At 64.8% G+C, this 23,090-nt stretch carries 22 protein-coding genes and 2 pseudogenes; 11 read left to right on the top strand and 13 right to left on the bottom strand.

All coding sequences use genetic code 11. The annotated features are described in order from the left end of the window. The first annotated feature begins 50 nt into the window (after nucleotides 1-50). Nucleotides 51-989, top strand: a complete 939-nt coding sequence (locus BI347_RS12175) for a LysR family transcriptional regulator (RefSeq protein WP_071112804.1) — start codon at nucleotides 51-53, stop codon at nucleotides 987-989. Between the two features lie 80 nt (nucleotides 990-1,069). On the opposite strand, the gene BI347_RS12170 is transcribed toward BI347_RS12175, so the two are convergent. Continuing rightward, entirely contained in the window at nucleotides 1,070-2,149 is a 1,080-nt protein-coding gene (locus tag BI347_RS12170; RefSeq protein ID WP_071115962.1) for a hypothetical protein, read from the bottom strand. Nucleotides 2,150-2,968: 819 nt separating this feature from the next. Between BI347_RS12170 and BI347_RS12165 the strand changes: the two genes are divergently transcribed. The 3 genes from BI347_RS12165 to BI347_RS12155 all read left to right on the top strand — a co-directional run bounded on the left by BI347_RS12165 (nucleotide 2,969) and on the right by BI347_RS12155 (nucleotide 4,874). Then, nucleotides 2,969-4,063 carry an AAA family ATPase gene (locus tag BI347_RS12165; protein WP_071115961.1) on the top strand — a complete coding sequence of 365 codons (1,095 nt, stop codon included), beginning with the start codon at nucleotides 2,969-2,971 and terminating at the stop codon, nucleotides 4,061-4,063. 107 nt (nucleotides 4,064-4,170) lie between these two features. Next, complete coding sequence (locus BI347_RS12160) at nucleotides 4,171-4,557, top strand: DMT family transporter (protein ID WP_204378035.1); 387 nt, start codon at nucleotides 4,171-4,173, stop codon at nucleotides 4,555-4,557. Beyond that, nucleotides 4,554-4,874, top strand: a complete 321-nt coding sequence (locus tag BI347_RS12155; RefSeq protein ID WP_071115960.1) for an SMR family transporter — start codon at nucleotides 4,554-4,556, stop codon at nucleotides 4,872-4,874. Before BI347_RS12160 ends, BI347_RS12155 begins: the two co-directional genes overlap by 4 nt. A 247-nt stretch (nucleotides 4,875-5,121) precedes the next feature. Here BI347_RS12155 and BI347_RS24815 read toward each other — a convergent pair whose 3' ends face one another. The 3 genes from BI347_RS24815 to ilvD form a co-directional block, all read right to left on the bottom strand. Next, nucleotides 5,122-5,250, bottom strand: coding sequence for a hypothetical protein (locus tag BI347_RS24815; protein WP_275637781.1), 129 nt, complete (start codon nucleotides 5,248-5,250; stop codon nucleotides 5,122-5,124). A gap of 15 nt (nucleotides 5,251-5,265) precedes the next feature. Next, nucleotides 5,266-5,736, bottom strand: a complete 471-nt coding sequence (locus BI347_RS22680) for a hypothetical protein (protein WP_139167211.1) — start codon at nucleotides 5,734-5,736, stop codon at nucleotides 5,266-5,268. 142 nt (nucleotides 5,737-5,878) lie between these two features. Next, nucleotides 5,879-7,732: a dihydroxy-acid dehydratase gene (gene ilvD / locus BI347_RS12145; RefSeq protein WP_071112800.1), complete on the bottom strand. Its 1,854-nt coding sequence runs from the start codon at nucleotides 7,730-7,732 to the stop codon at nucleotides 5,879-5,881. 198 nt (nucleotides 7,733-7,930) lie between these two features. Between ilvD and lgt the strand changes: the two genes are divergently transcribed. The 4 genes from lgt to BI347_RS12125 all read left to right on the top strand — a co-directional run bounded on the left by lgt (nucleotide 7,931) and on the right by BI347_RS12125 (nucleotide 11,283). Continuing rightward, nucleotides 7,931-8,782 carry a prolipoprotein diacylglyceryl transferase gene (gene lgt / locus BI347_RS12140; RefSeq protein ID WP_071115959.1) on the top strand — a complete coding sequence of 284 codons (852 nt, stop codon included), beginning with the start codon at nucleotides 7,931-7,933 and terminating at the stop codon, nucleotides 8,780-8,782. A 194-nt stretch (nucleotides 8,783-8,976) separates the two neighbouring features. Then, nucleotides 8,977-9,780 carry an ABC transporter substrate-binding protein gene (locus BI347_RS12135; protein WP_071115958.1) on the top strand — a complete coding sequence of 268 codons (804 nt, stop codon included), beginning with the start codon at nucleotides 8,977-8,979 and terminating at the stop codon, nucleotides 9,778-9,780. Nucleotides 9,781-9,862: 82 nt separating this feature from the next. Further along, nucleotides 9,863-10,603 (top strand): amino acid ABC transporter permease, encoded by a 741-nt coding sequence (locus BI347_RS12130; RefSeq protein ID WP_071112797.1) that lies wholly within the window; start codon nucleotides 9,863-9,865, stop codon nucleotides 10,601-10,603. Continuing rightward, entirely contained in the window at nucleotides 10,600-11,283 is a 684-nt protein-coding gene (locus BI347_RS12125) for an amino acid ABC transporter permease (RefSeq protein ID WP_071112796.1), read from the top strand. The genes BI347_RS12130 and BI347_RS12125 overlap by 4 nt, the downstream gene beginning before the upstream one ends. A gap of 79 nt (nucleotides 11,284-11,362) precedes the next feature. On the opposite strand, the pseudogene BI347_RS24975 reads toward BI347_RS12125, so the two are convergent. The 3 genes and pseudogenes from BI347_RS24975 to BI347_RS12120 all read right to left on the bottom strand — a co-directional run. Continuing rightward, nucleotides 11,363-11,545 (bottom strand): annotated as a pseudogene (locus BI347_RS24975) (family 1 glycosylhydrolase); the annotation flags it as partial. A 125-nt stretch (nucleotides 11,546-11,670) separates the two neighbouring features. After that, nucleotides 11,671-11,790, bottom strand: a pseudogene (locus BI347_RS24970) (family 1 glycosylhydrolase); the annotation flags it as partial. 132 nt (nucleotides 11,791-11,922) lie between these two features. Continuing rightward, complete coding sequence (locus BI347_RS12120) at nucleotides 11,923-13,788, bottom strand: S9 family peptidase (protein ID WP_083338841.1); 1,866 nt, start codon at nucleotides 13,786-13,788, stop codon at nucleotides 11,923-11,925. A 186-nt stretch (nucleotides 13,789-13,974) separates the two neighbouring features. Between BI347_RS12120 and BI347_RS12115 the strand changes: the two genes are divergently transcribed. Next, entirely contained in the window at nucleotides 13,975-14,742 is a 768-nt protein-coding gene (locus BI347_RS12115) for a 3',5'-cyclic-nucleotide phosphodiesterase (RefSeq protein WP_071112794.1), read from the top strand. A 26-nt stretch (nucleotides 14,743-14,768) separates the two neighbouring features. Continuing rightward, a complete protein-coding gene (locus BI347_RS12110) occupies nucleotides 14,769-15,086 on the top strand; it encodes a DUF190 domain-containing protein (protein WP_071112793.1) in 318 nt (105 codons plus the stop codon). 27 nt (nucleotides 15,087-15,113) lie between these two features. On the opposite strand, the gene BI347_RS12105 is transcribed toward BI347_RS12110, so the two are convergent. The 3 genes from BI347_RS12105 to BI347_RS12095 all read right to left on the bottom strand — a co-directional run bounded on the left by BI347_RS12105 (nucleotide 15,114) and on the right by BI347_RS12095 (nucleotide 18,851). Beyond that, nucleotides 15,114-16,136, bottom strand: coding sequence for a linear amide C-N hydrolase (locus tag BI347_RS12105; RefSeq protein ID WP_071112792.1), 1,023 nt, complete (start codon nucleotides 16,134-16,136; stop codon nucleotides 15,114-15,116). Nucleotides 16,137-16,263: 127 nt separating this feature from the next. Continuing rightward, the gene (locus BI347_RS12100; RefSeq protein WP_071115957.1) at nucleotides 16,264-16,473 is read right to left on the bottom strand and encodes a heavy-metal-associated domain-containing protein; all 210 of its coding nucleotides are present in this window, start codon (nucleotides 16,471-16,473) and stop codon (nucleotides 16,264-16,266) included. A 32-nt stretch (nucleotides 16,474-16,505) separates the two neighbouring features. Continuing rightward, complete coding sequence (locus BI347_RS12095; RefSeq protein WP_071115956.1) at nucleotides 16,506-18,851, bottom strand: heavy metal translocating P-type ATPase; 2,346 nt, start codon at nucleotides 18,849-18,851, stop codon at nucleotides 16,506-16,508. 129 nt (nucleotides 18,852-18,980) lie between these two features. On the opposite strand from BI347_RS12095, the gene pncA reads away from it, so the two are divergent. Then, entirely contained in the window at nucleotides 18,981-19,613 is a 633-nt protein-coding gene (pncA, locus tag BI347_RS12090; protein ID WP_071115955.1) for a bifunctional nicotinamidase/pyrazinamidase, read from the top strand. Between the two features lie 46 nt (nucleotides 19,614-19,659). On the opposite strand, the gene corA is transcribed toward pncA, so the two are convergent. From corA to phoU, 3 genes are all read right to left on the bottom strand, one after another. Continuing rightward, a complete protein-coding gene (gene corA / locus BI347_RS12085) occupies nucleotides 19,660-20,724 on the bottom strand; it encodes a magnesium/cobalt transporter CorA (protein WP_071112788.1) in 1,065 nt (354 codons plus the stop codon). Between the two features lie 7 nt (nucleotides 20,725-20,731). Further along, nucleotides 20,732-22,225 (bottom strand): exopolyphosphatase, encoded by a 1,494-nt coding sequence (ppx, locus tag BI347_RS12080; protein WP_239690915.1) that lies wholly within the window; start codon nucleotides 22,223-22,225, stop codon nucleotides 20,732-20,734. A gap of 138 nt (nucleotides 22,226-22,363) precedes the next feature. Then, complete coding sequence (gene phoU, locus BI347_RS12075; RefSeq protein WP_071112786.1) at nucleotides 22,364-23,068, bottom strand: phosphate signaling complex protein PhoU; 705 nt, start codon at nucleotides 23,066-23,068, stop codon at nucleotides 22,364-22,366. Nucleotides 23,069-23,090 lie beyond the last annotated feature (22 nt).

Raw genomic sequence — 23,090 nt, 5'->3', positions numbered from 1 at the left:
CATGATGATAAAATTGGAATCAATCTCATCGCTTTGCCTGCGGAACCGATATGAAAAAACTGCCCGATCTTGAAGCCTGGGCGATTTTCGCCAAGGTGGCGGAGTGCGGTTCCTTCGCCCGAGCCGCCGCCGAGCTGACCCTGTCGCAAGCCACGGTGTCCAAGGCCATCACCCGGCTGGAAGCCCGGATGAAGACCATGCTGTTTCACCGCACCTCGCGGCGCATCACGCTGACCGAGGCCGGCGACGCCGCGCTGGAGCGGGCCGCCCGCATCCTGGCGGAGGGCGAGGCGGTGGAAGCCGACATCGCCGAACAATCCAGCAGCCTGCGCGGACCGGTGCGCGCCACCGCGCCGATGTCCTTCGGCATTTCCCACCTGGCGCCGCTGCTGCCGGAGTTCATGGCGCGGCACCCCGAGGTGGAGCTGGACTTCCACTTCAGCGACGAAAAGGTGGATCTGCTGGCGAACCGGCTGGACATCGCGCTGCGGATCGCCTCGCTGGCCGACTCCAGCCTGCTGGCCAGGCGGCTATGCACGGTGCGCATCCTGCTGGTTGGCGCGCCGGCGTATTTCCAGCGCCACGGCCGCCCGCGGCACCCCAAAGAATTGGCCGGCCATCGCGCCTTGCAATACAGCTACTCGCCAAGCAGCCATTGCTGGAGCTTCCGTCATGAACAGCAGGGGGAGTTTGCGCTGGAGATGCCCGCTCCGCTGCGGGTCAACAACGCCGAGGCGCTGGCGCCGGCCTTGCGGGCCGGGTTGGGACTGGCGCTGCAGCCGGAGTTCCTCGCCTGGCAGGATTTGCAGTCGGGCCAGTTGGAAACCGCGATGACGGATTGGCGGGTCGATCCCATCGCCCTGTACATCCTGACGCCGCCGGGCCGCAGCCGGCCGGCGCGGGTGCAGGCGCTGATCGACTACCTGGCCATCCGCCTGGCCGGCGCGCCGTGGGCCCAAGCCATGGAATCAGCCCCGGACCAGGCCTAGCCAGCAGCGCCGTGCGCAGGCAAAAATAAAGCCCCGCGCTTGCGGGGCCGGGTTCGCGCGGGCGGACGGCGGACGAAATCTTACAAATCGTCGGCGGTGAAAAACAGCGGGACACCGTCGCGGCTTTCCGGCTGCAGCTCGGCGATCGCATGCACGTCGCGCACATGGCACTCGGCCATCAGCTCGCGGAAGTTCTCCTCGATCAGCTTGACGTTGTCCAAGGACGCCAGCGGCCAGACGAACGCTTCCCAGTTGCGCTCGTCGCCCCTGGCCGACAGCGTGAAATGCAGCTCGCCGTTGTCGTGGGCGGAAACGATGGCCACCGGCTCCTTGTCCAGCTCGCGCAGGCGGCGGATCTGGCTGCTGGCGAATACCTGCAGCGCCACCTCGAAGCGGGCGAAGTTGCCGGCCACCAGCGCCTGCATCACAGGCAGCGGCGGGCGGGCGATAGGGAACAGCGTCACGCCGTCAGCCTTGAGCTGCTCGCCGAGCAACTTCATCACCGGCATCCCCCAGGCACCCACCGCGCCGCCCTGGCGCAGCGGCGACGGCTCGCCGTCCCGCTGGATCGCCACGCCCATCAGGTAGCGCAGGAACACCCCCTCCTCCTTTACCGTAACCGGCGCCGCCTGCTGCGGCAGCGCATCCCGAGCCGCCTCGTGCTTGCGGGTCAGCTGGTACAGCGTGGCGGCGTCCAGCCCCACCACGCTGTCGGGGTGCAACAATGCGCCGGACAAGGCGACATCGCCGTCGGCGGCGAACACGCCATGCTGGCGCAGCAGCGCATTCAGACCGGCCACATCGGCGATCTCGCCCGGCAGCGTCGTTTCGCTGCGGCTGCCGGCCACCAGCACCAGCGGCATAGCGAACACCTGCGCGCGCGCGCCGCCGGTTTCCTCCACCGCCTGGCGCAGCCCGTCCCATACCACCTGATAGCAGGCTTGCGTCGGCACCATCGCCAGCGCCACCGAGATCGACAGCAGCTCGCCGCGCTGCAGCATCTCATCCATGGCGGCGACCAGCGCCTGGCGCCACATGTCGCGCTCGCCGGCATCGGGCGCATCCAGCACCGATTGGGCATGATGGATCAGACGATTGGTCAGGGAAACTTGCGGGTGGTACTGGCGTGGATCGGGAAGAATATGGCGGACTGCGTCCATGTGCTGACATCCTGCTGCAAACGGAAAAAACGTATTGTGGCACAGCTGCCACGTTATGGGGCGGCCGCGCGCCAGACATGACCATATGCTGGACGCCTGCAATTCCGGCCCTTTCCCGGCCTCATGTATCGAAGCGCGACAAAAACTTACATTTCTCGACATTTTCGGAAACGCAAATGTTGACACTCGCTACCGCAATCCGGATAATCCGTTCTCGTTGAGATGCAGCAATTGCTTCTTGATAGTTTCTCCTCTATTTCTCCTTTGTAGACTTGGCGCGGGCCGTAAGGCACCGCGCATTTTTTTTGCCTACCCGCCGCGCAATCCCTGGCAAAAATCTTACAAATCATTGCGATATACACAATATCTTCACAACTTGTCCAACTGTCCACCTGCCGCATTCGCCACAAGAACAGGCCGCAAAGGCATGGGCAATCTCGCAAGCGCCTGTCGCACAAAAACCCAATATGGTAATTTACATAGAGTCACAAATTCTATTGTCATTTCGCAAATATTTCACTTACGAAACAAAACGAATATTGAAACGGCGGAATGATTCGATTTTTACCAAATGAACCGAATAGAGGACATACAGACAAAACGCGCGCGGGAAGGGGCTGGACCGACGCCGCCCCTCACAAGTTCCCGACTGTCGGACAGGAGCGTGGGCTATGCTAGCACTATCGCCTGACTTGATTATGACAAACATCAAGACCTAACCAACTTACCCGCCGTTTTGCCAGTTCCACCGCTCCCGCATCGCCAGGAACCCGCCGCCCCCGCAACAGTCCCAGCTTGTTTACCGATTCCTCCCCTGCCATGCCCATACACAGCCTCAACCTGTCCGGCTTCCGCTCCATCCGCAAACTCACGCTGGAACTGGACGCGCTCAATGTGGTGGTGGGCGCCAACGGCTGCGGCAAATCCAATCTTTACAAAGCCATCAAATTGCTGCACGACGCCGCCGAAGGCCGACTGTCGCCGGCGCTGGCGCAGGAAGGCGGCGTGCAGAAGGCGATGTGGGCCGGAGGGCCGCGCCGCGGCGACCGCGCTCGCGCGCCCAGGCGCATGATTCTGTCGGCCAGGCTGGATGACTTTGACTACGAACTGCAACTGGGCTACCCCGAACCCAGCAGCAGCCTGTTCGCGCTGGACCCCTTGATCAAGGAGGAAAACCTGTGGCTGGCCGGCCACGGCCGCCGGCCCTCCACCCTGCTGCTGGAACGGCGCAACCAAGCGGCCTTCCTCTGCGGCGCAGACGGCGAACGCAACGCCTACCCCACCAGCCTGCGCGCCGAGGAGTCGATCTTCGGCCAACTGGCGGAGCCGCACCGCTACCCCGAGCTGTCGCAACTGCGCGAGACCCTGCGCAACTGGCGCTTCTACCACGAGTTCGCAGTGTGGCCGGGCTCGCCCTTGCGCGCGCCGCAAGTCGGCATCCGCTCGCCGGTTCTGGCTCACGATGGCGCCAACCTGGCCGCCGCCTACCAAACCATCGTCGAAATCGGCGATCGCGATCTATTGCGGGATATCCTGGCCAGCGCCTTTCCCGACAGCGGCTTCCAGGTGGAGGTCCAGCAAGGCCGCTTCCAGCTGCTGATGCAGCGCAACGGCTTGCTGCGGCCGCTGGAAAGCGCGGAGTTGTCCGACGGCACCTTGCGCTTCCTGTGCCTGGCGGTGGCGCTGCTCAGTCCGCGCCCGCCGGCTTTCATGGCCTTGAACGAGCCGGAAAACAGTCTGCATCCGGCGCTGCTGCCCGCGCTGGCGCGGCTGATCGCCGAGGCCAGCCGCTACAGCCAGTTGTGGGTGACCAGCCATTCTCCGCAATTGGCGACGCTGATCCGGCGCCATCGGCCGCTGCGGCAGTTTGCATTGCAAATGCGCGATGGCGAGACGGCGCTGGACGACGAATGAGACCCCAGACCAGCCGGATTGGAACCGCCAGCGCGGCAGCCTAGAAAATTGGTAGCGTTTACTTTTGAAATGAACTTCCCGCTGGAGAGCCGAGTCTGACTGGTGTTATGTCTATTTTTATAAACACTATGTCGAAAAAATTACTCTCTCCGTTGTCCCTGGCCTGGCTGACGCTCATGGCCGCCATCGCCTGCGAAATCGTCGGCACCTCCTTCATGGCCGTCGCCGCCCGCAGCGGGGCTTACCAAGGCTATCTATTGATGGCCGGCGCGCTGGCCTTGTCCTATTACCTGCTGTCGCTGGCCTTGCGGGCCATCTCGGTAGGCGTGGCCTACGCGGTGTGGGAAGGCCTGGGACTGATCGGCCTCACCGTGGTCAGCGTCTGGCTATTCGGCGAAAAGCTGGTGGCGCAGGAACTGCTGGGCCTGGGCCTGGCCTTGCTGGGGCTGGCGTGCGTGACGCTGGGCGAAACCCATGACGAGGTGGCGGCATGAAAACCGTCTATCTGTTGTTCGTGCTGGCTTCGGCGCTGATAGAAGTGGGCGCCAACCTGATGCTGGAAAAATCCGACGGTTTCCGCCGCAAGGCCTGGGGTTTCGGCGCCATCACCCTGGTATGGCTGGCGTTCGCGCTCTTGGGGCAGGCGGTGAAAGGCATGGACTTGGCGATAGCCTACGCGCTGTGGGGCGCCATCGGCATCCTGGGCACCGCGCTGGGCGCGCGCGTGCTGTATAAACAGAAACTCAAGCCGATAGGCTGGGCCGGCATCGCCATCGTCTCCGCCGCGGTGGTGACCTTGTCCACCGTGTAATAACAGCCAGGCCCGAAAATTTCACCGCACGGTGCAATTCTCAGGCCCGGCTGCCCCCTTGGCAGACCGCCCGGCAAGGGCGGCCCGTTCTTGGACAGGCTGGCGGGGCGCGCCCCGCCGGGAAAGACCGAGCTTACTTGTTGTCCAGCGAGAACGACTGCAGTTCGGAAACGTACTGCTCGTTGCGCGTTCCGCCGCCGCCATAATATTCCTCTACCGACTTCACCCAGCGCTTGATTTCGGGCACTTACCAGAACGCCTTGTAAGTCCGGCCGGTGAACGTCTGGCTGTCCACTTTGCGCACCTGCCCCACCACCGTGGTATTGCCGGCATTGTTGCTGATGGCCTGGCCCACCGACACCGACGGCTTGCGCACGCCGCTCCATTGTCCCTAGGCCTCGATCTTCAGCGCGTTGAACTTGCCGGCAGGCACTTCGACGGGCTCGAAACCGACCACCGTGTACTTGCTGTCCCATTGCAGGCTCTTGAAGTTATTCGCCGGATGGGGATCGGTGTACTTGAGCGCCCAGCTCTTGCCTATCGTCAGCGGAAAGGACAAGGGCTGATTGGTCAGTGTCTCCACGCCGTCGAACTCGCGCACCACGCTCCAGTCGCGGTTCCAGAACGACACGCTGGGCGGCTGGCTGGTGCCGGCTTTCTTGGTCTCGAGGTAGATCAGCCTCGACGACACCCGGGCGACGGTAAATTCATTGCTGGTCTCGCCCCAGCCCGCCCCCGCCTTTTCCGTGGTCATTCGGTAGACCCATTTGTCGCCGGCTTTCACATCAGGCTCGCCCCAGGATTGAGCATGCGCCGCCGCGCTCGCGCCAACGCACAGCGCCAGGAAAATCGTCTGTCTCACCGGATCACTTTCTTTAACCAGTCAGTCAGCGGGCATCATAATCAAGCCGGCGCGCGGACATATTAAAAGTCATTGAAATCATGTTAATAAACATAAAAAAAGCAGCCGGACCCGGCTGCTTGTGATCCTGCCCGGCGGCGCGCTACTTTTCCACCTGCGACACATCGCGCACCGCGCCGGTGTCGGCGCTGGTGGTCATCGCCGCGTAGGCGCGCAAGGCCGGGCTGACCGCCCTTTCGCGGCCCAGCGGCTTCCAGGCATTGCCGCCGCGCGCCTCCATCGCCGCGCGGCGTTGGGCCAGCGCGCTGTCCGCCACCGCCAGATGAATGCGGCGATTCGGGATGTCTATTTCTATGGTGTCGCCCTCTTCCGCCAGGCCGATGGCGCCGCCCTCCGCCGCTTCCGGCGAAGCATGGCCGATGGATAGGCCGGAGGTGCCGCCGGAGAAGCGGCCGTCGGTCAGCAAGGCGCAGGCCTTGCCCAGCCCCTTGGATTTGAGATAGGACGTGGGATACAGCATCTCCTGCATGCCTGGCCCGCCCTTGGGACCCTCGTAGCGGATGACCACGATGTCGCCGGCCACCACTTGGTCGGCGAGGATGGCCTCCACCGCCGCCTCCTGGCTTTCGAAAATGCGGGCACGGCCGGTGAACTTGAGGATGGATTCGTCGACGCCGGCGGTCTTCACGATGCAACCACGCTCGGCGATGTTGCCGTATAGCACCGCCAGGCCACCATCCTGCGAGTACGCATGGGCCTGGTCGCGGATGCAGCCCTCGGCGCGGTCGTCGTCCACGGTCGGATAGCGCATCGACTGCGAGAAGGCGATGGTGGTGGCCACCCCGCCCGGCGCGGCGCGGTAGAAGCGGCGCGCCTCGCTGTCCTCGCCCTGGCGCATCACGTCCCAGGCCTCCAGCGCGGCGGCGAGCGTCGCGCTGTGCACGGTGGGCACCTCGCGGTGGATCAGGCCGGCGCGGTCCAGCTCGGCCAGAATCGCCACCACCCCGCCGGCGCGGTGCACGTCTTCCATATGGTATTTCTGCGTGGCCGGCGCCACCTTGGACAGGCAGGGCACGCCGCGGCTGATGCGGTCGATGTCGGCCATCTTGAAGTCCACCCCGGCCTCGCTGGCCGCGGCCAGCAGGTGCAGCACGGTATTGGTGGAGCCGCCCATCGCCACGTCCAGGCTCATCGCGTTCTCGAACGCCCGCTTGCTGGCGATGCTGCGCGGCAGCACCGAGGCGTCTTCCTGCTCGTAGTAGCGCTTGGTGATCTCGACGATGACGCGGCCGGCCTTCAGGAACAGCTCCTTGCGGTCGGCATGGGTGGCCACCAGGCTGCCGTTGCCCGGCAGCGACAAGCCCAGCGCTTCGGTCAGACAATTCATCGAATTGGCGGTGAACATGCCGGAGCAGGAGCCGCAGGTGGGACAGGCGGAGCGCTCCACGCGGTCGACGTCCTCGTCGGACACCGCGCTGTTGGCGGCCTCCACCATCGCGTCCACCAGATCCAGCTTGCGCACTTCGTTGCCCCACTGCACCTTGCCGGCCTCCATCGGCCCGCCGGAGACGAACACCACCGGAATGTTGAGGCGCATGGCGGCCATCAGCATGCCGGGAGTGATCTTGTCGCAGTTGGAAATGCACACCAGCGCGTCGGCGCAATGGCCGTTGACCATGTATTCCACGCTGTCGGCGATCAGGTCGCGCGAAGGCAGGCTGTACAGCATGCCGCCGTGACCCATCGCGATGCCGTCGTCGATGGCGATGGTGTTGAATTCCTTGGCCACGCCGCCGGCTTTTTCGATTTCGCGCGCCACCAACTGGCCCATGTTCTGCAGATGGACGTGGCCGGGCACGAATTGGGTGAAGGAGTTGGCGATGGCGATGATGGGCTTGCCGAAGTCGGCGTCGGTCATTCCGGTGGCGCGCCACAGCGCGCGGGCACCCGCCATGTTGCGGCCGGCGGTGGAAGTACGGGAGCGGTATTGGGGCATGAGGCTTCCTTGAATGTTTGCAAATCCGGACTACGCTCCGTCACAACAGCCGGGTAGGCTGGAGCCGGCAGGCCTGCGGGTGCCCAATAGGCCTGCTGCTGAGCCGCCTCGCCGCGGATGAGCGGCGCGACGGCGGGGAACGCTTTCCGTATAATCTCCGTCAACATTTCTTTTACCGCAAACGCACATCACTGACAAATGCTGATTCATCCTCAGTTCGACCCGGTCGCCGTCCATATCGGCCCGCTGGCGGTCCACTGGTACGGTTTGATGTACCTGCTGGGCTTCACCCTGTTCCTCACCATGGGCAAATACCGCCTGAAAAGGGGCAATGACGTGCTCACCGTCGCCCAGTTGGACGACATGCTGATGTACGGCGCCGTCGGCGTGGTGCTGGGCGGCCGCCTGGGCGAGGTACTGTTCTACCAGCCCGGCTTCTACTTCAGTCATCCACTGGAGATCTTCATGGTGTGGAAGGGCGGCATGTCCTTCCACGGCGGTTTCATCGGCGTGCTGGTGGCGGTGGCGCGGTACGGCCGCAAGGTGGGGCGCACCTTCTGGCAGCTGACCGACTTCATCGCGCCGCTGGTGCCGCTGGGCCTGGCGGCCGGCCGCATCGGCAACTTCATCAACGGCGAGCTGTGGGGCCGGGTAGCCAGCCCGGACCTGCCATGGGCGATGCTGTTCCCGCAGGCGCGGATGGACGACATCGCCGAGGCGCAGCAGTCGTCCGACCTGATGAACATGCTGATGCAGTACGGCGGCCTCACGCGCCACCCGTCGCAGTTGTACGAGTTCGCGCTGGAAGGCATCGTGCTGTTTTCCGCGCTGTGGCTGTACAGCGGCAAGCCGCGCGCGCGCGGCAAGGTGTCGGCGCTGTTCCTGATCGGCTACGGCCTGGCCCGCTTCATCAGCGAGTTCTTCCGCAATCCTGACGCCGGCATCTTCGGCAAGTCCGACGTGATCAGCATGGGCCAGTGGCTGAGCCTGCCGATGATCATCATCGGCGTCGCGCTGTTCGTGTTCTTCGGCAAGCGCAAGCCGGCCTGACCGGTTTGCTGCGAAGGGCAGAAGGCCAGGCATAGCCTGGCCTTTTCTCTTTCCGCCGCCGCGGCGCGCGCCCCGCCCCGAAAATTCAAAAATTGGAATATTGAATTAATTTTTAATAATTTCACGCTATTAGATAAAGCGGATAGCATGGTCGGCAAATCATCGCATTTCGAATGAACATAACAAGGCCCGCCATGAAAAAGACCCTCGCCCTAGCTATTGCGCTTGCCGCCGTCTCCACCTCGGTCCTGGCCGACCGCCTGGACGACATCAAGAAAGCCGGCGTGATCCGCGTCGCCGCCTTCGACAGCAACCCGCCCTTCGGCTTTCTGGATGCCAAAAGCCGCCAGATCGTCGGCCTGGACGTGGACGTCGCGCAATACATCGCCAAGAAGCTGGGCGTGAAGCTGCAACTGGTGGCCACCAACCCGGCCAACCGCGTGCCGCTCCTGGTGTCCGGCAAGGCCGACATCGTCGCCGCCAACTTCACCGTCACCGACGAGCGCAAGAAACAGGTGGACTTCAGCCTGCCCTACTTCGCCTCCGGCCAACAGTTCATCGTGCGCAAGGGCGCGCTGCAGAAGCCGGAACAGCTGGCCGGCCTGCGCGTAGGCGTTGACAAGGGCACCACCCAGGAAGTGTATCTGCGCGACAAATACCCGAAGACCACCGTGGTGGCCTACGACGACACCCCGCTGGCCTTCACCGCGCTGCGCAACGGCAACGTCCAGGCCATCAGCCAGGACGGCTCCAAGCTGGCCGCGCTGCTGGCCAACGCGCCGGACAAGGCCAAGTACGAACTGGCGCCGTTCACGCTGACCCGCGAATACCAGGCCATCGGCCTGCCCAAGGGCGAAGCCCGTCTGGCCAAGGTAGTGAACGACAGCCTGCTGGAACTGGAAAAGTCCGGCCAGGCCGCCAGGATCTACGACCAGTGGTTCGGCCCCAAGACCAAGGCGCCGCTGCCGCGCGACTTCAAGATCGGCCAAGCCAGCTGAAGCCGGCCCGCCGTCGCCAGCAACCGCCGGACGTCCCCCCGGCGGTTTTTGCCTTTTCCGGATACGCAACAGGTAGCAAACCATGACTCCCCCCTCCTGGCTGGGCCACAACTGGCTGGAGCCGCATTACCTCTTCTGGCTGGCCAAGGGCGCCTTGCTCACCGGCTGGCTGTCGCTGCTGGTGATAGCCGCCGCCAGCCTGCTCGGTCTCGCGCTCACCGGGCTGCTGGACAGCCCTCTGCGCCCGTTGCGGCTAGGTGCCCAAGCGCTGGTCAGCCTGCACCGCAACACGCCACTGATGGTGCAGCTCTTGCTGTGGTATTTCGGCGTGTCCGGCCTGCTGCCGGACGAAGTGAAATTCTGGCTGAACGCCCCGCACGCGCTGGCGCTGCCCTTCGGCCTCGAGCTGCCGTGGCCTTCGTTTGAGTTTCTGGCGGCATTCACCGCGCTGACGCTGTACAGCGCCAGCTTCATCTGCGGCGAGTTGCAGGCGGGGCTCAACGCGGTGCCGCCAGGCCAGCGGCTGGCCGCGCGGGCGCTGGGCATGAAGGGCTGGCAGGTGCTGCGCTGGGTGGTGCTGCCGCAGGCGTGGCAGCTGGTGCGCCGGCCGCTTATCGGCCAGTACACCGCCATCGTCAAGAACACCTCGCTGACCATGGCCATCGGCCTGGCGGAGCTCTCTTACGCCTCCCGCCAGGTGGAAACCGAGACCCTGCTCGCCTTCCAGTCTTTCGCCGCCGCCACTGTGCTGTACCTGTTGCTGGTGCTGGCCACCCAATGGCTGGGACAGCGGCCGGAACCTGCCTGGAGGACGCTGCGATGATGCCGGCCGTGATCCGCGACAACCTGGACTACCTGCTGATAGGCAATCTCGCCAACGGCGAACCCGGCGGCCTGTTGCTGACGCTGGGCCTGAGCGCGGCCGCCGCGCTGCTGGCCAGCCTGCTGGGCCTGGGACTGGGCATCGCGCTCTTGACGGCGCCGACCGCTGTCCAACGGCTGCTGGGCGCGCTCACCGCGCTGCTGCGCGCCATTCCGGTGCTGATGCTGATCTTCTGGTGCTATTTCCTGCTGCCCCTGCTGTTCGGCGTCGACATCCCCGGCATGCTGACCGTGATCCTGGCGCTGGCGCTGATCCACTCGGCCTATCTGGGCCAAGCGGTATTGGCCGGTTTGCAGGCGGTGGGGCGCGGCCAGTGGCACGCCGGGCTGGCGCTGGGTTTTTCCCGCGGCCAGACGCTGCGCTGGCTGATCCTGCCGCAGGCCTTGCGCATCATGCTGCCATCCTTCGTCAACCAGTGGATCTCGCTGCTGAAGGACAGCTCGCTGGCCTACATCGTCGGCGTGGCCGAATTCACCTTTGTCGCCACCCAGGTCAACAACCGCGAACAGGTGTATCCGCTGGAAATCTTCTGCGCCATCGCCATCGGCTATCTGGCGCTGTGCGGGCTGTTGCAGTTTGGCGGCCATCTCGCCGGGCGTCGCTGGAAACGGCTGGCCTAGCCCCCAGGTCTTCGCCGCCGCTGGCGATCGCCCGCGGGTACCAGAAGAAGCTGTCCTTGCGCACCCGTCGCAGATCCCTGGCGTCGGTCTCGTCGCGGTCGACATACACAAAGCCGTAGCGCTTCTGGTAGCCGTTGAGCCAGCTGAGGATGTCGGTGAGCGACCAGGCGCAATAGCCCAGCAGTTCCACTCCGTCGCGGATCTCTTGCCGGCAGGCCTGCAGATGGCTGCGCAGATAGGCGATGCGGTAATCGTCATGCACCCAGCTGCAGCGTATCGAACTCGCCCAGGCCGTTCTCGGTAATCAGTACCGGTAGCGCGTAGCGGCTGGTCCACCGCCACCTCGCCATCGCTGCCCTGGAAGGTGCGGCCCGGCTCGCGCGCGAAAACATCCCACACCGACGGCCCCTTGCCATCGGCGTCGCCCACCCCCTCCACCTGATAGGCGGCCGAGGCCGCGCCCCACAGGAACTCATCGGGAAAGGGTTGCAGCCGTGAGTGCTGCATGAGCGTCTCCGCATTGGTGGCAATGGCGGTTGGTCGCCGCGTCCGGCGGCAAGTTCTGGCCGTGACGCCGCATTCGGCGCATGAAAAACCCCGCCGTGACTGCCGGCGGGGTGGTCTGCGCGGGACCGGAACTCAATCCAGGTATTTGTTGAAGAACTTTTCCATCGCGCCGTAGGCGTCGAAGCGGTTTTCCTCGTTGTGGAAGCCGTGGCCCTCGTTGTCTTTGACCATGTACTCCACCGCCACGCCGCGCTTCTTCAGCGCGTCGACGATCTGGTTGGACTCGTTGATGTTGACGCGCGGGTCCTTCGCGCCCTGCAACACCAGCAGCGGCGCCTGGATGCGATCGACATGGAACACCGGCGAGCGCTCGCGCAGCAACGCCTTGTCCTTGTCCGGATTGCCCACCATCTCGTACATGGAATCCAGGAACGGCTTCCAGTACGGCGGGATGGTCTTCATGAAGGTGAACAGATTGGACACGCCGACATAGTCCACCGCGCAACGGTACAGCTCCGGCGTCTTGGTGATGCCCGCCAGCGTGGCGTAGCCGCCGTAGCTGCCGCCGTAGATGCAGACCTTCTTAGGATCGGCGATGCCCTCCTTCGTCAGCCAATTGACGCCGTCGCTGACGTCGTCCTGCATCTTGCCGCCCCACTCCTTGAACGAAGCCTCCCAGAAATTGCGGCCATAGCCGGTGGAGCCGCGGTAGTTCATCTGCAGCACCGCCCAGCCGCGGCTGGCGAAGAACTGCACTTCCGGATTGAAGCCCCAGCTGTCGCGCGCCCATGGTCCGCCGTGCGGGTTGATGATCACCGGCAGATTCTTGGCATCCTCCTTGCCGCGCGGCAAAGTCAGGTAGCCGTTGATGGTCAGGCCGTCGCGGCTCTGGTACTGCACCGGACGCATGCTGGCCATCTGCTCTTCCTTCAGCCACGGCGCCAACTCGGCCAGCAGCTCCAGCTTGTCGCTGCCCTGGTCGTACAGATAGCTGTTGCCGCGGGTGCGGTCGTTCCAGGCCCTGACCACGAAGCGGTTCTCGTCACGGTTGCTGGACACGATGTCCACCTGGTAGCCCGGCAGCCTGGCCTCCAGCTTGGAGAGCAGCGCCTCGCTCTTTTCGTCGAAACACTGGCGGCCCGGCTTGTCGGTTTCAAACTCTGCGCAGGTGATCACCTTGCGCTTGTGCGAGAAGCCCAGATCGCTCACATCCACGTCCTGGCGGGCATAGATTTCCTTCACCTCCTTGCCGGTCTTCGGGTCGTACTCGACGATGGCGGCCTTGTCGCGGCCCAGATTGCTGGCGGCGTAGAAACGCTGGTTGTCGAAAGTGAAGAACAGCGGCGAGAAATTCTCGCGGAAGTTGGTGGTCAGCAGCTTGCGGAACTTGCCGCCCGGCTCGTCGCGGTACAGCACGGTGTTGTTGACGCCGTCGGTCTCGGTGGCGATGCGGATGTTGCCGTCGTGGTCGGTGCCCCAGCTGGCCACCTTGCCCGGATTCTCCGCCTCCAGCTTCAATTCGCCGGTTTTCAGATTGACGCGGTAGACGTCGAAGATTTCCGGGTTGCGCTTGTTCAGCTGCACCAGCAGCTCGTCGTCGCGGTCAACCAGACCATCGACGATGTCGGCGCGCACGCCTGGGAAGGGCGTCAGATCCCGGGTTTCGCCGCTGGCGAGATCCACGCTGTACAGGTGGAAGTTCTCATCGCCGGCATTGTCCTTCACGTACACCAGCCGGTCGTTGCCCTTCCAGAAATAGCCGGACAGGTCTCGGTCCTTGATCGCGGTGACGCGCTGATCCGGTTTGCCCGAACGGCGCACCACGATGTTCTTGCGGCTTTCCCACGGTGACAGGAAGGCCACGCTCTGGCCATCCGGCGACAGGCTGAAGCCGCTCTGCTCCGAATTGCGGAAAAAGTCGCGCAACGGAATGTCCGCCGCCAGCACGGAACCGGACAGCAACGACGCCGCCAACGCGGTCAGAATTTGTTTCTGCATTATTTGTTTCCTCATCTCTTTGTATCCGCCGCCGGCCAACCGGCTTTCCAGACGGAACCACGATCATAGCCCTGGCCCGGCCGCATCACAATATGTCGAAGTCATTTCAATTATAACGCCAGCCATTGCGCCAAACGCCTTGATCTACAATGCAATAAACCCTCAGCACAAGCATGGGAGCGTTGCATGCACATCCGAATTCTGGGTGCTTCCGCCTGCGTGGGATATCCCGGCCAGACCACCTGCTTCCAGGTGGGCCAGGACACGCTGGTGGACTGCGGCACCGGCTGCGGCAGCCTGAGCACCGAAGACATGCTGGCCATACGCCGCGTGCTGCTCACCCACAGCCATATCGACCACTGCGCGCTGCTGCCCCTGCTCGCCCACGTCCACGCCAGCTACCGCGGCAGCGGCCTGGAGGTGTATGGACAGGAGGAAACGCTGAACATTCTGCATCAGCATGTTTTCAACGGCGAAATCTGGCCGGACTACACCTGCACGCCCTCGCAGGAATGCCCATGGCTGCGCATGATGCCGGTGCAGGTCGGCGATACCATTCCCCTCGTCGACGGCCTGGCCACCGCGCTGCCGGCCCAGCACCGCGTGCCGGCGATAGGCTGGCTGATAGAAGGTCCATGGCGGGCGCTGGCCTTCAGCGGCGACTCCGGTCCCTGCCCGGCTTTCTGGCACTGGGTGGGCGGCGTGCCATCGCTGACCGACGTGATCTGCGAAGTCACCTACAGCAACGACCGCCAGCATGAAGCCTGCGAGCAGAGCCAGATGGCGCCGGCCACGCTGGCGCCGCTGCTGGCCAATATGCCGGCCAACGTCCATCTCTGGATATCGCATGCCGACCCCTGCTGCCGCGACGCGCTGCTGCAGGAGCTGCAAGGCGGCGTGCCGGCCGGCCTGCGAGTTTATCCGCTGAAAGAAGGCACATTGATCGAGTTGTGAACCGCAGCCCGCCAGGAAGGATCGCCATGCAAGGTTATCAGCTGTCGTTTTTCACCCAGCAGGGACACCGCCACCATGGCGTGCCGCTGGCGGAGTGGCTTATGCAGGAGGCCCATCGCCTGGGAATCGGCGGCGCCACGCTGTTCTCCGCCAGCGAAGGCTTCGGCCAGGACCGGCGCATCCACGCCGCCCGCTTCTTCGAGCTGACCGATCAGCCCGAGGAGGTGACGATGGCGCTGAGCGGCCACGAGGCCGAGCGCTTGCTGGAACGGCTGCGCGAAGAAGGCGTCAAGGTGTTCTACGTCAAGACGCCGGTGGAGTACGGCATGCTGGGCGGGGACTGAAACCGCCGCCGCCCGGCACCCGCGTGCTTATACCTTGATGAAGGTGATGTCGGCCAGAGGCTCCACCGGCACCACCTTGCTGGCCACCGTGGCGAAATCGATGTCGGCCAGCCTCACGCCGGTGTACTGCATGCTGTCGTAGGTGCGCAGGCCGATCTCGCCGGTCGTCAAGCCCTTCACCACCGCCCACTGGGTATGGTCTTGCTCCTTGCCTTCACGAATGGTGCCGCGCGGAATATCCACCGCGTTGAGCAAGTGGGTGGCCAGGGTATAGGCTTGCTGGACATCGGCCGGCGGGTCGGCGAACTGCTTCAGGTAGGCGGTGCGCACGAAGCGGGCCGGCGGGGTGGAATTGCCGGGCAGTCCGCTCAGCCCGCCGCCATGGCCGGGCGTTGACACCTTCAGGCTGCCGAACTCCTGCGGCTGTGGATCGTCCGGCGTCAGATTCAGGTAGTTGCCCAGATTGTCCAGATGCCAGGGAAACCACGGCGCATTGGTGCAGACGCCCACCGGATTGTTGTAGATCTTCTGCTGCCCGTCCTGAAACTCCACCACGATGGAGCGGCCGTCCTTGTCGACAATGGCCGCGTGCAGCGGCAGGGACTTGGCCAGCCAGTCCGGCAGCCAGAACTGCCGCGTCGGCAACTGCTCCCACACGTCCGCCACGCTGGCGCAATGGGCCAGCACCCAGTCAGCGAACAGCGGCGCCAGCACCGTCGTCTTCAGGCTGGCAAACTCCTGGTAGCGGGTATTCGGCAACCAGAGCAGGCTGACGCTCAGCCCGGCTTCATTCAGGCCGTCGGTGACGATGCGCTGGGAGATGCCCGGCAGCGGCAAGTTGACGGAACTGATCCCGACATAGCCGTAGCTGACGGTCCAGGCTTCGGCGTCGGCCATCTTCTGGAACTCCGCGCCGGCCCACACCGGCTGCGAGAATGACTCGCCGCGGCGCTGCACATAGAACGCCGGCAGCAATGGCTTGGCGAACTCCATCGAACGGCCCACTACGATCTGCTTGTCCTGCGACTGCAGTTGAAAATGCGTGCACATCTCCGGCCTCCCTCGGCATGCCCGCTCGAAACCGCCATGGCGGCGCCGTCGACGCGACAGGCAGCGGGACAAGGCATTTAGCAGAACGCGTCCCGCCGCCGAAGAAAACTGGCCGAAATCACGGGATTCAGAAGTTGACGTCGAAGCCGGCGTCGATTACCGCTGCCGCCAGCTCCTGCGGCGACACCACGGCCTCGTCGTAATCCACTTTCGCCCGCTTGTCCTCCAGGCTGACCTGCACCGCGCCGACGCCGGCCATGGTTTCCAGAATGCCGGTCACGCTCTTGACGCAGCCGCCGCAGGTCATGCCGTCTATGTTCAGAATCAGTTCAGTCATATCGTCTCCTTGAATTTGAAAAATCCGCCGGCTCAGCGCCAGCGGCGCAACAACAGCGAATTGGATACCACAGATACCGAGCTGGCGGCCATCGCCGCGCCGGCGATCACCGGATTGAGCATGCCCAGCGCCGCCAGCGGAATGCCCAGCGCATTGTAGACAAAGGCGAACAGCAGATTCTGGCGGATCTTGGCCAGGCTGGCGCGCGACAGGCGGATCGCATCCACCGCGTGCCGCAGATCGCCGTGCATCAGCGTGATGTCGGCTGCGGCGATCGCCACGTCGGAACCGGCCCCCATCGCCAGGCTGACATCCGCCGCCGCCAGCGCCGGCGCGTCGTTGACGCCGTCGCCCAGCATCGCCACCTTGCCGCCCTTGCCCTGCCAGTCCCTGACCACGCCGGCCTTGTCCTGCGGTTTCATGCCGGCGCGCCACTCGACGATCCCGGCCTGAGCCGCGATGCTGCGGGCCGTAGCCTCCTGGTCGCCGGTCAGCATCACCACCTTCACTCCCAAGGCCTGCAAATCCCTCACCGCGGCGGCGGAGCTGTCACGCAATGAATCAGCCAGCGCCAGCAGGCCTTGCGACTCGCCGTCCAGGCTCACCGCCACCACCGTGGCGCCCTCCGCCCGCCAGGACTGCGCCGCGGCGGGAAGCTCCACCCCCACCCACTCCGGCACGCCGACCCTGACCATGCCCACATCCGCCAGCGCCGCCTCCACCCCGTTGCCGACATCTGCGCGGAAGCTGGAGCAGGACAGCAGCGGCAGCTGCAACTCCTTGGCCCTCTGCAGCATGGCGTGGGCCAGAGGATGCTCGGAACCGGCCTCGGCGCTGGCCGCCAGCTGCACCAACCGCGCCTCGCTGCCACTCAGCGCCAACGCATGGCGCAAGGTCGGCCGGCCCTCGGTCAGAGTGCCGGTCTTGTCCACCAGCAGGACCGCCACCTTGCCGGCCAGCTCAAGCGCCGCGGCGTTACGGAACAGGATGCCGCGCCGCGCGCCGTTGCCCACGCCCACCATCACCGCGGTCGGCGTGGCCAGGCCCAGCGCGCACGGGCAGGCGATCACCAGCACCGCCACCGCGCGGATCAGCGCCTGCGCCCAGTCGCCGCCCATCCAGCCGGTGGCGAGGAAGGTCAGCAGGCTAAGCGCCGTCACCACCGGCACAAAGACGGCGGAAATCCTGTCGGCCAGCCGCTGGATCGGCGCCTTGCTGCCCTGGGCCGCCGCCACCATGCGCACGATCCCGGCCAGCTGGGTTTCGCTGCCGACGCCGGTTGCGCGCACCTTCAGCATGCCGTCCTGGTTGCGGGTGGCGGCACAAACCCTGTCGCCGGCCTGCTTCAGCACCGCGCGGCTCTCGCCGGTCAGCATGCTCTCGTCCAGCCAGGCTTCGCCCGACACCACCTCGCCATCCACCGGCAGATTGTCGCCATGGCGCACCACCACCACGTCGCCGCGCCGCAGGCTGTCCACCGCCACTTCCACCAATTGGCCATCGCGCTCCAGCCTAGCGGTCTTGGGCGCCAACTTCATCAGCGCGGCGATGGCCGCCGAGGTCTTGCCTTTGGCCCTGGCCTCCAGCAGCTTGCCCAGCAACACCAGCGTGATCACCGCCGCGCTAGCCTCGAAATACACATGCTGGCCGGGGATGTCCCACAGCGTCACCGCCGCCGAAAGCAGCCAGGCCATACTGGTGCCCAGCGCCACCAGCACGTCCATATTGGCGACGCCTCCCCTCAGCGCCTGCCAGGCGCCGCGGTAGAAACGCCAGCCGACGACGAACTGCACCGGCGTGGCCAGTGCCAGCTGCCACATCCTGGGCAGCCAGCCGTGATGGCCGCCGGCGAACATCACCACCATCTCGATCATAAAAGGCAGGGTCAGCAAGGCGGAGACCGCAAACCAAGCCAGTTCGCCGCGGTAGCGCGCGGTGGCGGCGGCTTCGCCGCCATCGGCGCTTTGCAAAACCGGCTCGAAACCGGCGCGGCGCACCTCGGCCAGCAGGCGCTGTTGATCGATCAGGCCAGGCAAAAACTCTACGCGCGCCGACTCCGCGGCGAAATTGACAATCGCCTCCGCCCCCGGCAGCCGGTTCAAGGCCTTTTCCAGCCGCGCGGAGCAGGCGGCGCAGCTCATGCCGCCTATATCCAGATTGAGCGCCTGGCGCGGTACGGTGAAACCGCAGCGGACAATGGCGTCCACCAGTTGCTGCGGACTGCTGCGTTCGGGATCGTAATGCAGTTGCGCGCTCTCGTTGGCGAAGCTGACCGACGCCTCGACGCCGTCCAGACGGTTAAGCTGTTTCTCGATGCGGGCGGCGCAGGCGGCGCAACTCATGCCGGCGACCGGCAAGGTAAGCAGGGACTGGGTCATCGTGTTCTCCTGTCGCCATTATATACCCCCCAAGGGTATTAAACGCAAACGGCGCGGCGCCCGGCGCTCTTTACCCCTGGCCCCTGCCGTGTTAACAAGATGACTGACGAGCAACAACAAGGTAGCCCCATGCCCCTGAAACGTTATGGCGCCGACTGTGCATTGATCGTGGTGGATGTGCAGAACAGCTTCTGTCCCGGCGGCGCGCTGGCCGTGCCCGGCGGCGACGAAGTGGTGCCGCTGATCAACCATCTGTCGCTGTTGTTTGAAAACGTGGTGCTGACCCAGGACTGGCACCCGGCGGGCCACATATCGTTCGCCGGCAGCCATCCCGGCAGCCAGCCCTTCCAGAGCGTCGAGCTGCCCTATGGCAGGCAGACGCTGTGGCCGGAGCACTGCGTGCAGGACAGCGTCGGCGCCGACTTCCACCCGGAACTGGAAATCCAGCACGCCCGCCTGATCGTGCGCAAGGGTTGCAACCCGCTGGTGGACAGCTATTCCGCCTTCGTCGAAGCCGACCGCGCCACCCGCACCGGCCTGGCCGGCTATCTGCAAGAACGCGGCGTCAAGCGCCTGTGGCTGGCGGGGCTGGCCACCGATTTCTGCGTGGCCTGGAGCGCCATCGACGCCTGCGCCGCCGGCTTCGACACCACCGTGATCGAAGACGCCTGCCGCGCGATAGACATCGACGGCTCCCTGTCCGACGCCTGGTTGCAAATGCGCCAGGCCGGCGTGAAGCGGCTGCGCTCGGACGAGGTGTAAGCGCAAAAAAGCCGGCGCTTGCCGGCTTTTTTCCATTATTGCGCGCTCAAATCCACCTCCGCCTCCAGAACCACCAGCCCATGCCGGCGGAAATGGCGGCCATCGCCAGCAGCACCAGATAGTAGCCATAGCGCCACTTCAGCTCCGGCATGTTCTCGAAGTTCATCCCGTAGATGCCGGCGATCAGCGTCAACGGCATGAAGATCATGGTGATCACCGTCAGTACCCGCATCTGCAGGTTGAGCCGGTGCGACTGGGTGGACAGGTACAGGTCCATCATGTCGCCCACCATCTCGCGACTCATTTCCAGCGATTCGAGCACATGCACCACATGGTCGTAGGCATCGCGCAGATAGACGCGGGTATCGTCGGCGAAGCGCTCCTGCTCGCCGCGGTTCAGCGACAGTAGCACCTCGCGCAAGGGCATCAGCGCGCGGCGCAGCTTCAGGCAGTCGCGCTTCAACCGCTGGATCTGGCGCAGCACGCCGTTGTCGCGCCCCTGCAAGAGCTGGCTGTCGGTGCGCTCCACCTTGTCGTTGAACTGGCCCAGCACGCCGAAGTAATCGTCGATGATGGCGTCCAGCAGCGAATAGGCGAGGTAGTCGGCGCCGCGCTTGCGCAAAGCGCCGCGGCCCTTGCGCAGCCGGTCCCTCACCTGCTCGAACACCCCTGTCGGCCGCTCCTGGAAGGTCAGCACGAAGCCGTCCCCCAACACCAGATACATCTGGTCGGACTGCAGCCGGCCGCCACCCTGGTAGTCGAACACCCGGCAGGCCAGGAACAGGTAGTCGTCGTACTCTTCCAGCTTGGGACGCTGGCGTGCGTTGAGTATGTCCTCCTGCACCAGCGGGTGCAGGCCGAAGCGCTCGCCCACCGCCTGGATCGCGTCGGCGTCGCTCAGGCCGTAGACGTTCAGCCACAGCACTTCGCCGCGCCGGCGGTAGCCGGCCAGATCGGCCAACGCCAGCGCCGCCCGCTCCAGGCAATCGTCGCCGTCGTAGTCGAACAGCGACAAGTCGGTCGCCGCGTGCTTGGCTGCGCCCACCGACAACAAGCTGCCGGGCTGTTCGCCCAGCGTCGGCAGCCTCTCCTTCAGTTCCGGATGCCGCATCCGCCGCCTATTCCTGCACGATGTCGAGCTGGAAGCCGACGTTCTTCCACTGCCCCACTTCCTGGCGGAAACTACTGGCCGACAGAGGATTGTCGCTCAGCCAGCTCTTGCTCAGCGACAGGGTGAAGCCGCTGGCGTGCTGCTGCAAATCCAGCCGGGCCGGCAGCTCCACATTGATGCGGCTGCGGTAGAACAGCACCGCCAGCCGCAGCGCGACCACCGCCTGCCACAAAGCCGGCTGGCTGATGTACTGCGTCATCTTGCCCATGTCGCCGCGGTGGCCCAGCACGATGGCGGCCAGCGTCGCCTGCTCGCGCTTGGAAAAGCCGGGCATGTCGGCGTTCTGCAGGATATAGGTGGAGTGCTTGTGATAGGCGGTGTGGGCGATGGACAAGCCGATCTCGTGCAGCTTGGCCGCCCAGCACAAGCGCTTGAGCATGTCCTGGTCGACGTCCTCGCCGGCCACCATCCGGTACAGTTTCTCCGACAGCTGGTTGACGCGCTCGGCCTGCTGGGTGTCCACATGGTAGCGGCGCTTGAACAGCGCCACCGTGCTGTCGCGCATGTCCTTCTCGCGCTGGCGGCCCAGGAGGTCATACAACACGCCGTCGCGCAACGCGCCCTCGGTGACGATCATCTTCTCGACCTGCAGCTCCTCGAACACCGCGATCATGATGGCCAAGCCACCGGCCAGCACCGGCGCGCGGTCGGCCTTCAGGCCGTTGACCTTGACCGCGTCTATGCTGCCCTGCTCGATCAGGATGGCGCGCAGCCGCTCCATGCCGGCGAGCGTGATGTCGGCGCGGCTCCAATCGTTGATCTCCAGCACATCGCGCAGCGAGCGGGCGGTGCCGGAGGTGCCCACCGCGAGCTGCCACTCGCTGGGACGGTATTCATGGCGGATGCGCTGGATCTCATTGCGCGCCGCCAGCACCGCGTCGCGGAAGTTGCTGCGCGTCAACTTGCCATCCGGGAAAAAGCGCAGCGTGTAGCTGACGCAGCCCAGCGGCAGGCTTTCGGTGACCAACGCCTTGTAGTGGCTGCCGATGATGAACTCGGTGGAGCCGCCGCCGATGTCCACCACCATGCGGCGCTCCTTGGTGTCGGGGAGCGAATGGGCGGCGCCCAGGTAGATCAGCCGGGCCTCTTCGCGGCCGGCGATCACTTCTATCGGGAAACCCAGCTTCTCCTCGGCCTCGGCGATGAAGCCGGGCGCGTTCTTGGCCACCCGCAAGGTATTGGTGCCGACCACGCGCACCTGGGCCGGCACAAAGCCGCGCAGGCGCTCGCCGAAGCGGGCGAGGCAGGCCAGCGCCCGCTCGCGGGTGTCGTCGTTCAGGTATTTGTCGGCGGTCAGCCCGGCGCCCAGGCGCACGGTCTCCTTCATCACGTCCAGCGTGTACAGCTGGTCGTCCACTACGCGGGAGACCTGCAGCCTGAAACTGTTGGAGCCCAGATCGATGGTGGCAAGCACGGTGTGGGGGGGCGTGGCGTGTGTCAAAGACACCCCTTTTCTTGTTCGGTTGCGCCTGACGCTTTGGCGCGGGGCGAACGGAGCCCGGCGCGCGCGGCAAGCAAAATGGCGGTAACCGTGAAATGTTACCGCCATTTTGGCTCCAGCGTCATGTCCGAGACTCGCTCAATGTCCCAGCGTCTCGCGCTTCTTGTCTTCCAGCGTGGTGTGGCGGATGTCCTTGCCCTTCACCAGATAGACCACGTATTCGGAGATGTTCTTCGAGTGATCGCCGATGCGCTCTATCGCCTTGGACATGAACAGCGTGTCGATGGACATGCTGATGGTGCGCGGATCTTCCATCATGAAGGTGATCAGCTGGCGCAGCTCGGCGGCGAAGTTCTCATCCAGCCGCTGGTCTTCCTCGGCCAGTTCCAGCGCGGCGCTGGTGTCCAGCCGGGCAAAGGCGTCCAGCGCGCGGCGCAGCATCGCCAGCGCCGATTCGGCCATCTTCTGGATCTCGCGGAAGCGCGGCATCTGGAAGCGCTCGGACTGGTGGATGGTCTTGCCCATCCGCGCGATCTTCTGCGCCTCGTCGCCGATGCGCTCCAGGTCGGTGATGATCTTGATCACGGTGAAGACGATGCGCAGGTCGCTGGCCGCCGGCTGGCGGCGGGCGATGATGTGCAGACAGTCGTCGTCAATGCCCACCTCCATCGCGTTGACCAGCGCATCCTCGGCGATCACCTTGTCCAGGCGGACGATGTCGCCGGACATCAAGGCATCGATGGCCGACAGGATCTGCTGCTCCACCAGCCCGCCCATCTGCAGCACCCGGGTCCGGATGGTTTCCAGCTCCATGTCAAACTGCTTGGAAATATGTTCTGCCATGTTCGCCTCAAGGTCTTGCAGC

This window comes from Chromobacterium sphagni, from assembly GCF_001855575.1.
Classification (GTDB): domain Bacteria; phylum Pseudomonadota; class Gammaproteobacteria; order Burkholderiales; family Chromobacteriaceae; genus Chromobacterium; species Chromobacterium sphagni.
Note: the sequence above shows the minus strand (reverse complement) of the source record. Positions and strands in the feature narration are given on the sequence as shown.

Bases quoted from the DNA above. Each gene is read 5' to 3' on its own strand.
- BI347_RS12175 (WP_071112804.1), top strand. From the start codon at position 51: ATGAAAAAACTGCCCGATCTTGAAGCCTGGGCGATTTTCGCCAAGGTG.
- BI347_RS12170 (WP_071115962.1), bottom strand. From the start codon at position 2,149: ATGGACGCAGTCCGCCATATTCTTCCCGATCCACGCCAGTACCACCCG.
- BI347_RS12165 (WP_071115961.1), top strand. From the start codon at position 2,969: ATGCCCATACACAGCCTCAACCTGTCCGGCTTCCGCTCCATCCGCAAA.
- BI347_RS12160 (WP_204378035.1), top strand. From the start codon at position 4,171: ATGTCTATTTTTATAAACACTATGTCGAAAAAATTACTCTCTCCGTTG.
- BI347_RS12155 (WP_071115960.1), top strand. From the start codon at position 4,554: ATGAAAACCGTCTATCTGTTGTTCGTGCTGGCTTCGGCGCTGATAGAA.
- ilvD (WP_071112800.1), bottom strand. From the start codon at position 7,732: ATGCCCCAATACCGCTCCCGTACTTCCACCGCCGGCCGCAACATGGCG.
- lgt (WP_071115959.1), top strand. From the start codon at position 7,931: ATGCTGATTCATCCTCAGTTCGACCCGGTCGCCGTCCATATCGGCCCG.
- BI347_RS12135 (WP_071115958.1), top strand. From the start codon at position 8,977: ATGAAAAAGACCCTCGCCCTAGCTATTGCGCTTGCCGCCGTCTCCACC.
- BI347_RS12130 (WP_071112797.1), top strand. From the start codon at position 9,863: ATGACTCCCCCCTCCTGGCTGGGCCACAACTGGCTGGAGCCGCATTAC.
- BI347_RS12125 (WP_071112796.1), top strand. From the start codon at position 10,600: ATGATGCCGGCCGTGATCCGCGACAACCTGGACTACCTGCTGATAGGC.
- BI347_RS12120 (WP_083338841.1), bottom strand. From the start codon at position 13,788: ATGCAGAAACAAATTCTGACCGCGTTGGCGGCGTCGTTGCTGTCCGGT.
- BI347_RS12115 (WP_071112794.1), top strand. From the start codon at position 13,975: ATGCACATCCGAATTCTGGGTGCTTCCGCCTGCGTGGGATATCCCGGC.
- BI347_RS12110 (WP_071112793.1), top strand. From the start codon at position 14,769: ATGCAAGGTTATCAGCTGTCGTTTTTCACCCAGCAGGGACACCGCCAC.
- BI347_RS12105 (WP_071112792.1), bottom strand. From the start codon at position 16,136: ATGTGCACGCATTTTCAACTGCAGTCGCAGGACAAGCAGATCGTAGTG.
- BI347_RS12100 (WP_071115957.1), bottom strand. From the start codon at position 16,473: ATGACTGAACTGATTCTGAACATAGACGGCATGACCTGCGGCGGCTGC.
- BI347_RS12095 (WP_071115956.1), bottom strand. From the start codon at position 18,851: ATGACCCAGTCCCTGCTTACCTTGCCGGTCGCCGGCATGAGTTGCGCC.
- pncA (WP_071115955.1), top strand. From the start codon at position 18,981: ATGCCCCTGAAACGTTATGGCGCCGACTGTGCATTGATCGTGGTGGAT.
- corA (WP_071112788.1), bottom strand. From the start codon at position 20,724: ATGCGGCATCCGGAACTGAAGGAGAGGCTGCCGACGCTGGGCGAACAG.
- phoU (WP_071112786.1), bottom strand. From the start codon at position 23,068: ATGGCAGAACATATTTCCAAGCAGTTTGACATGGAGCTGGAAACCATC.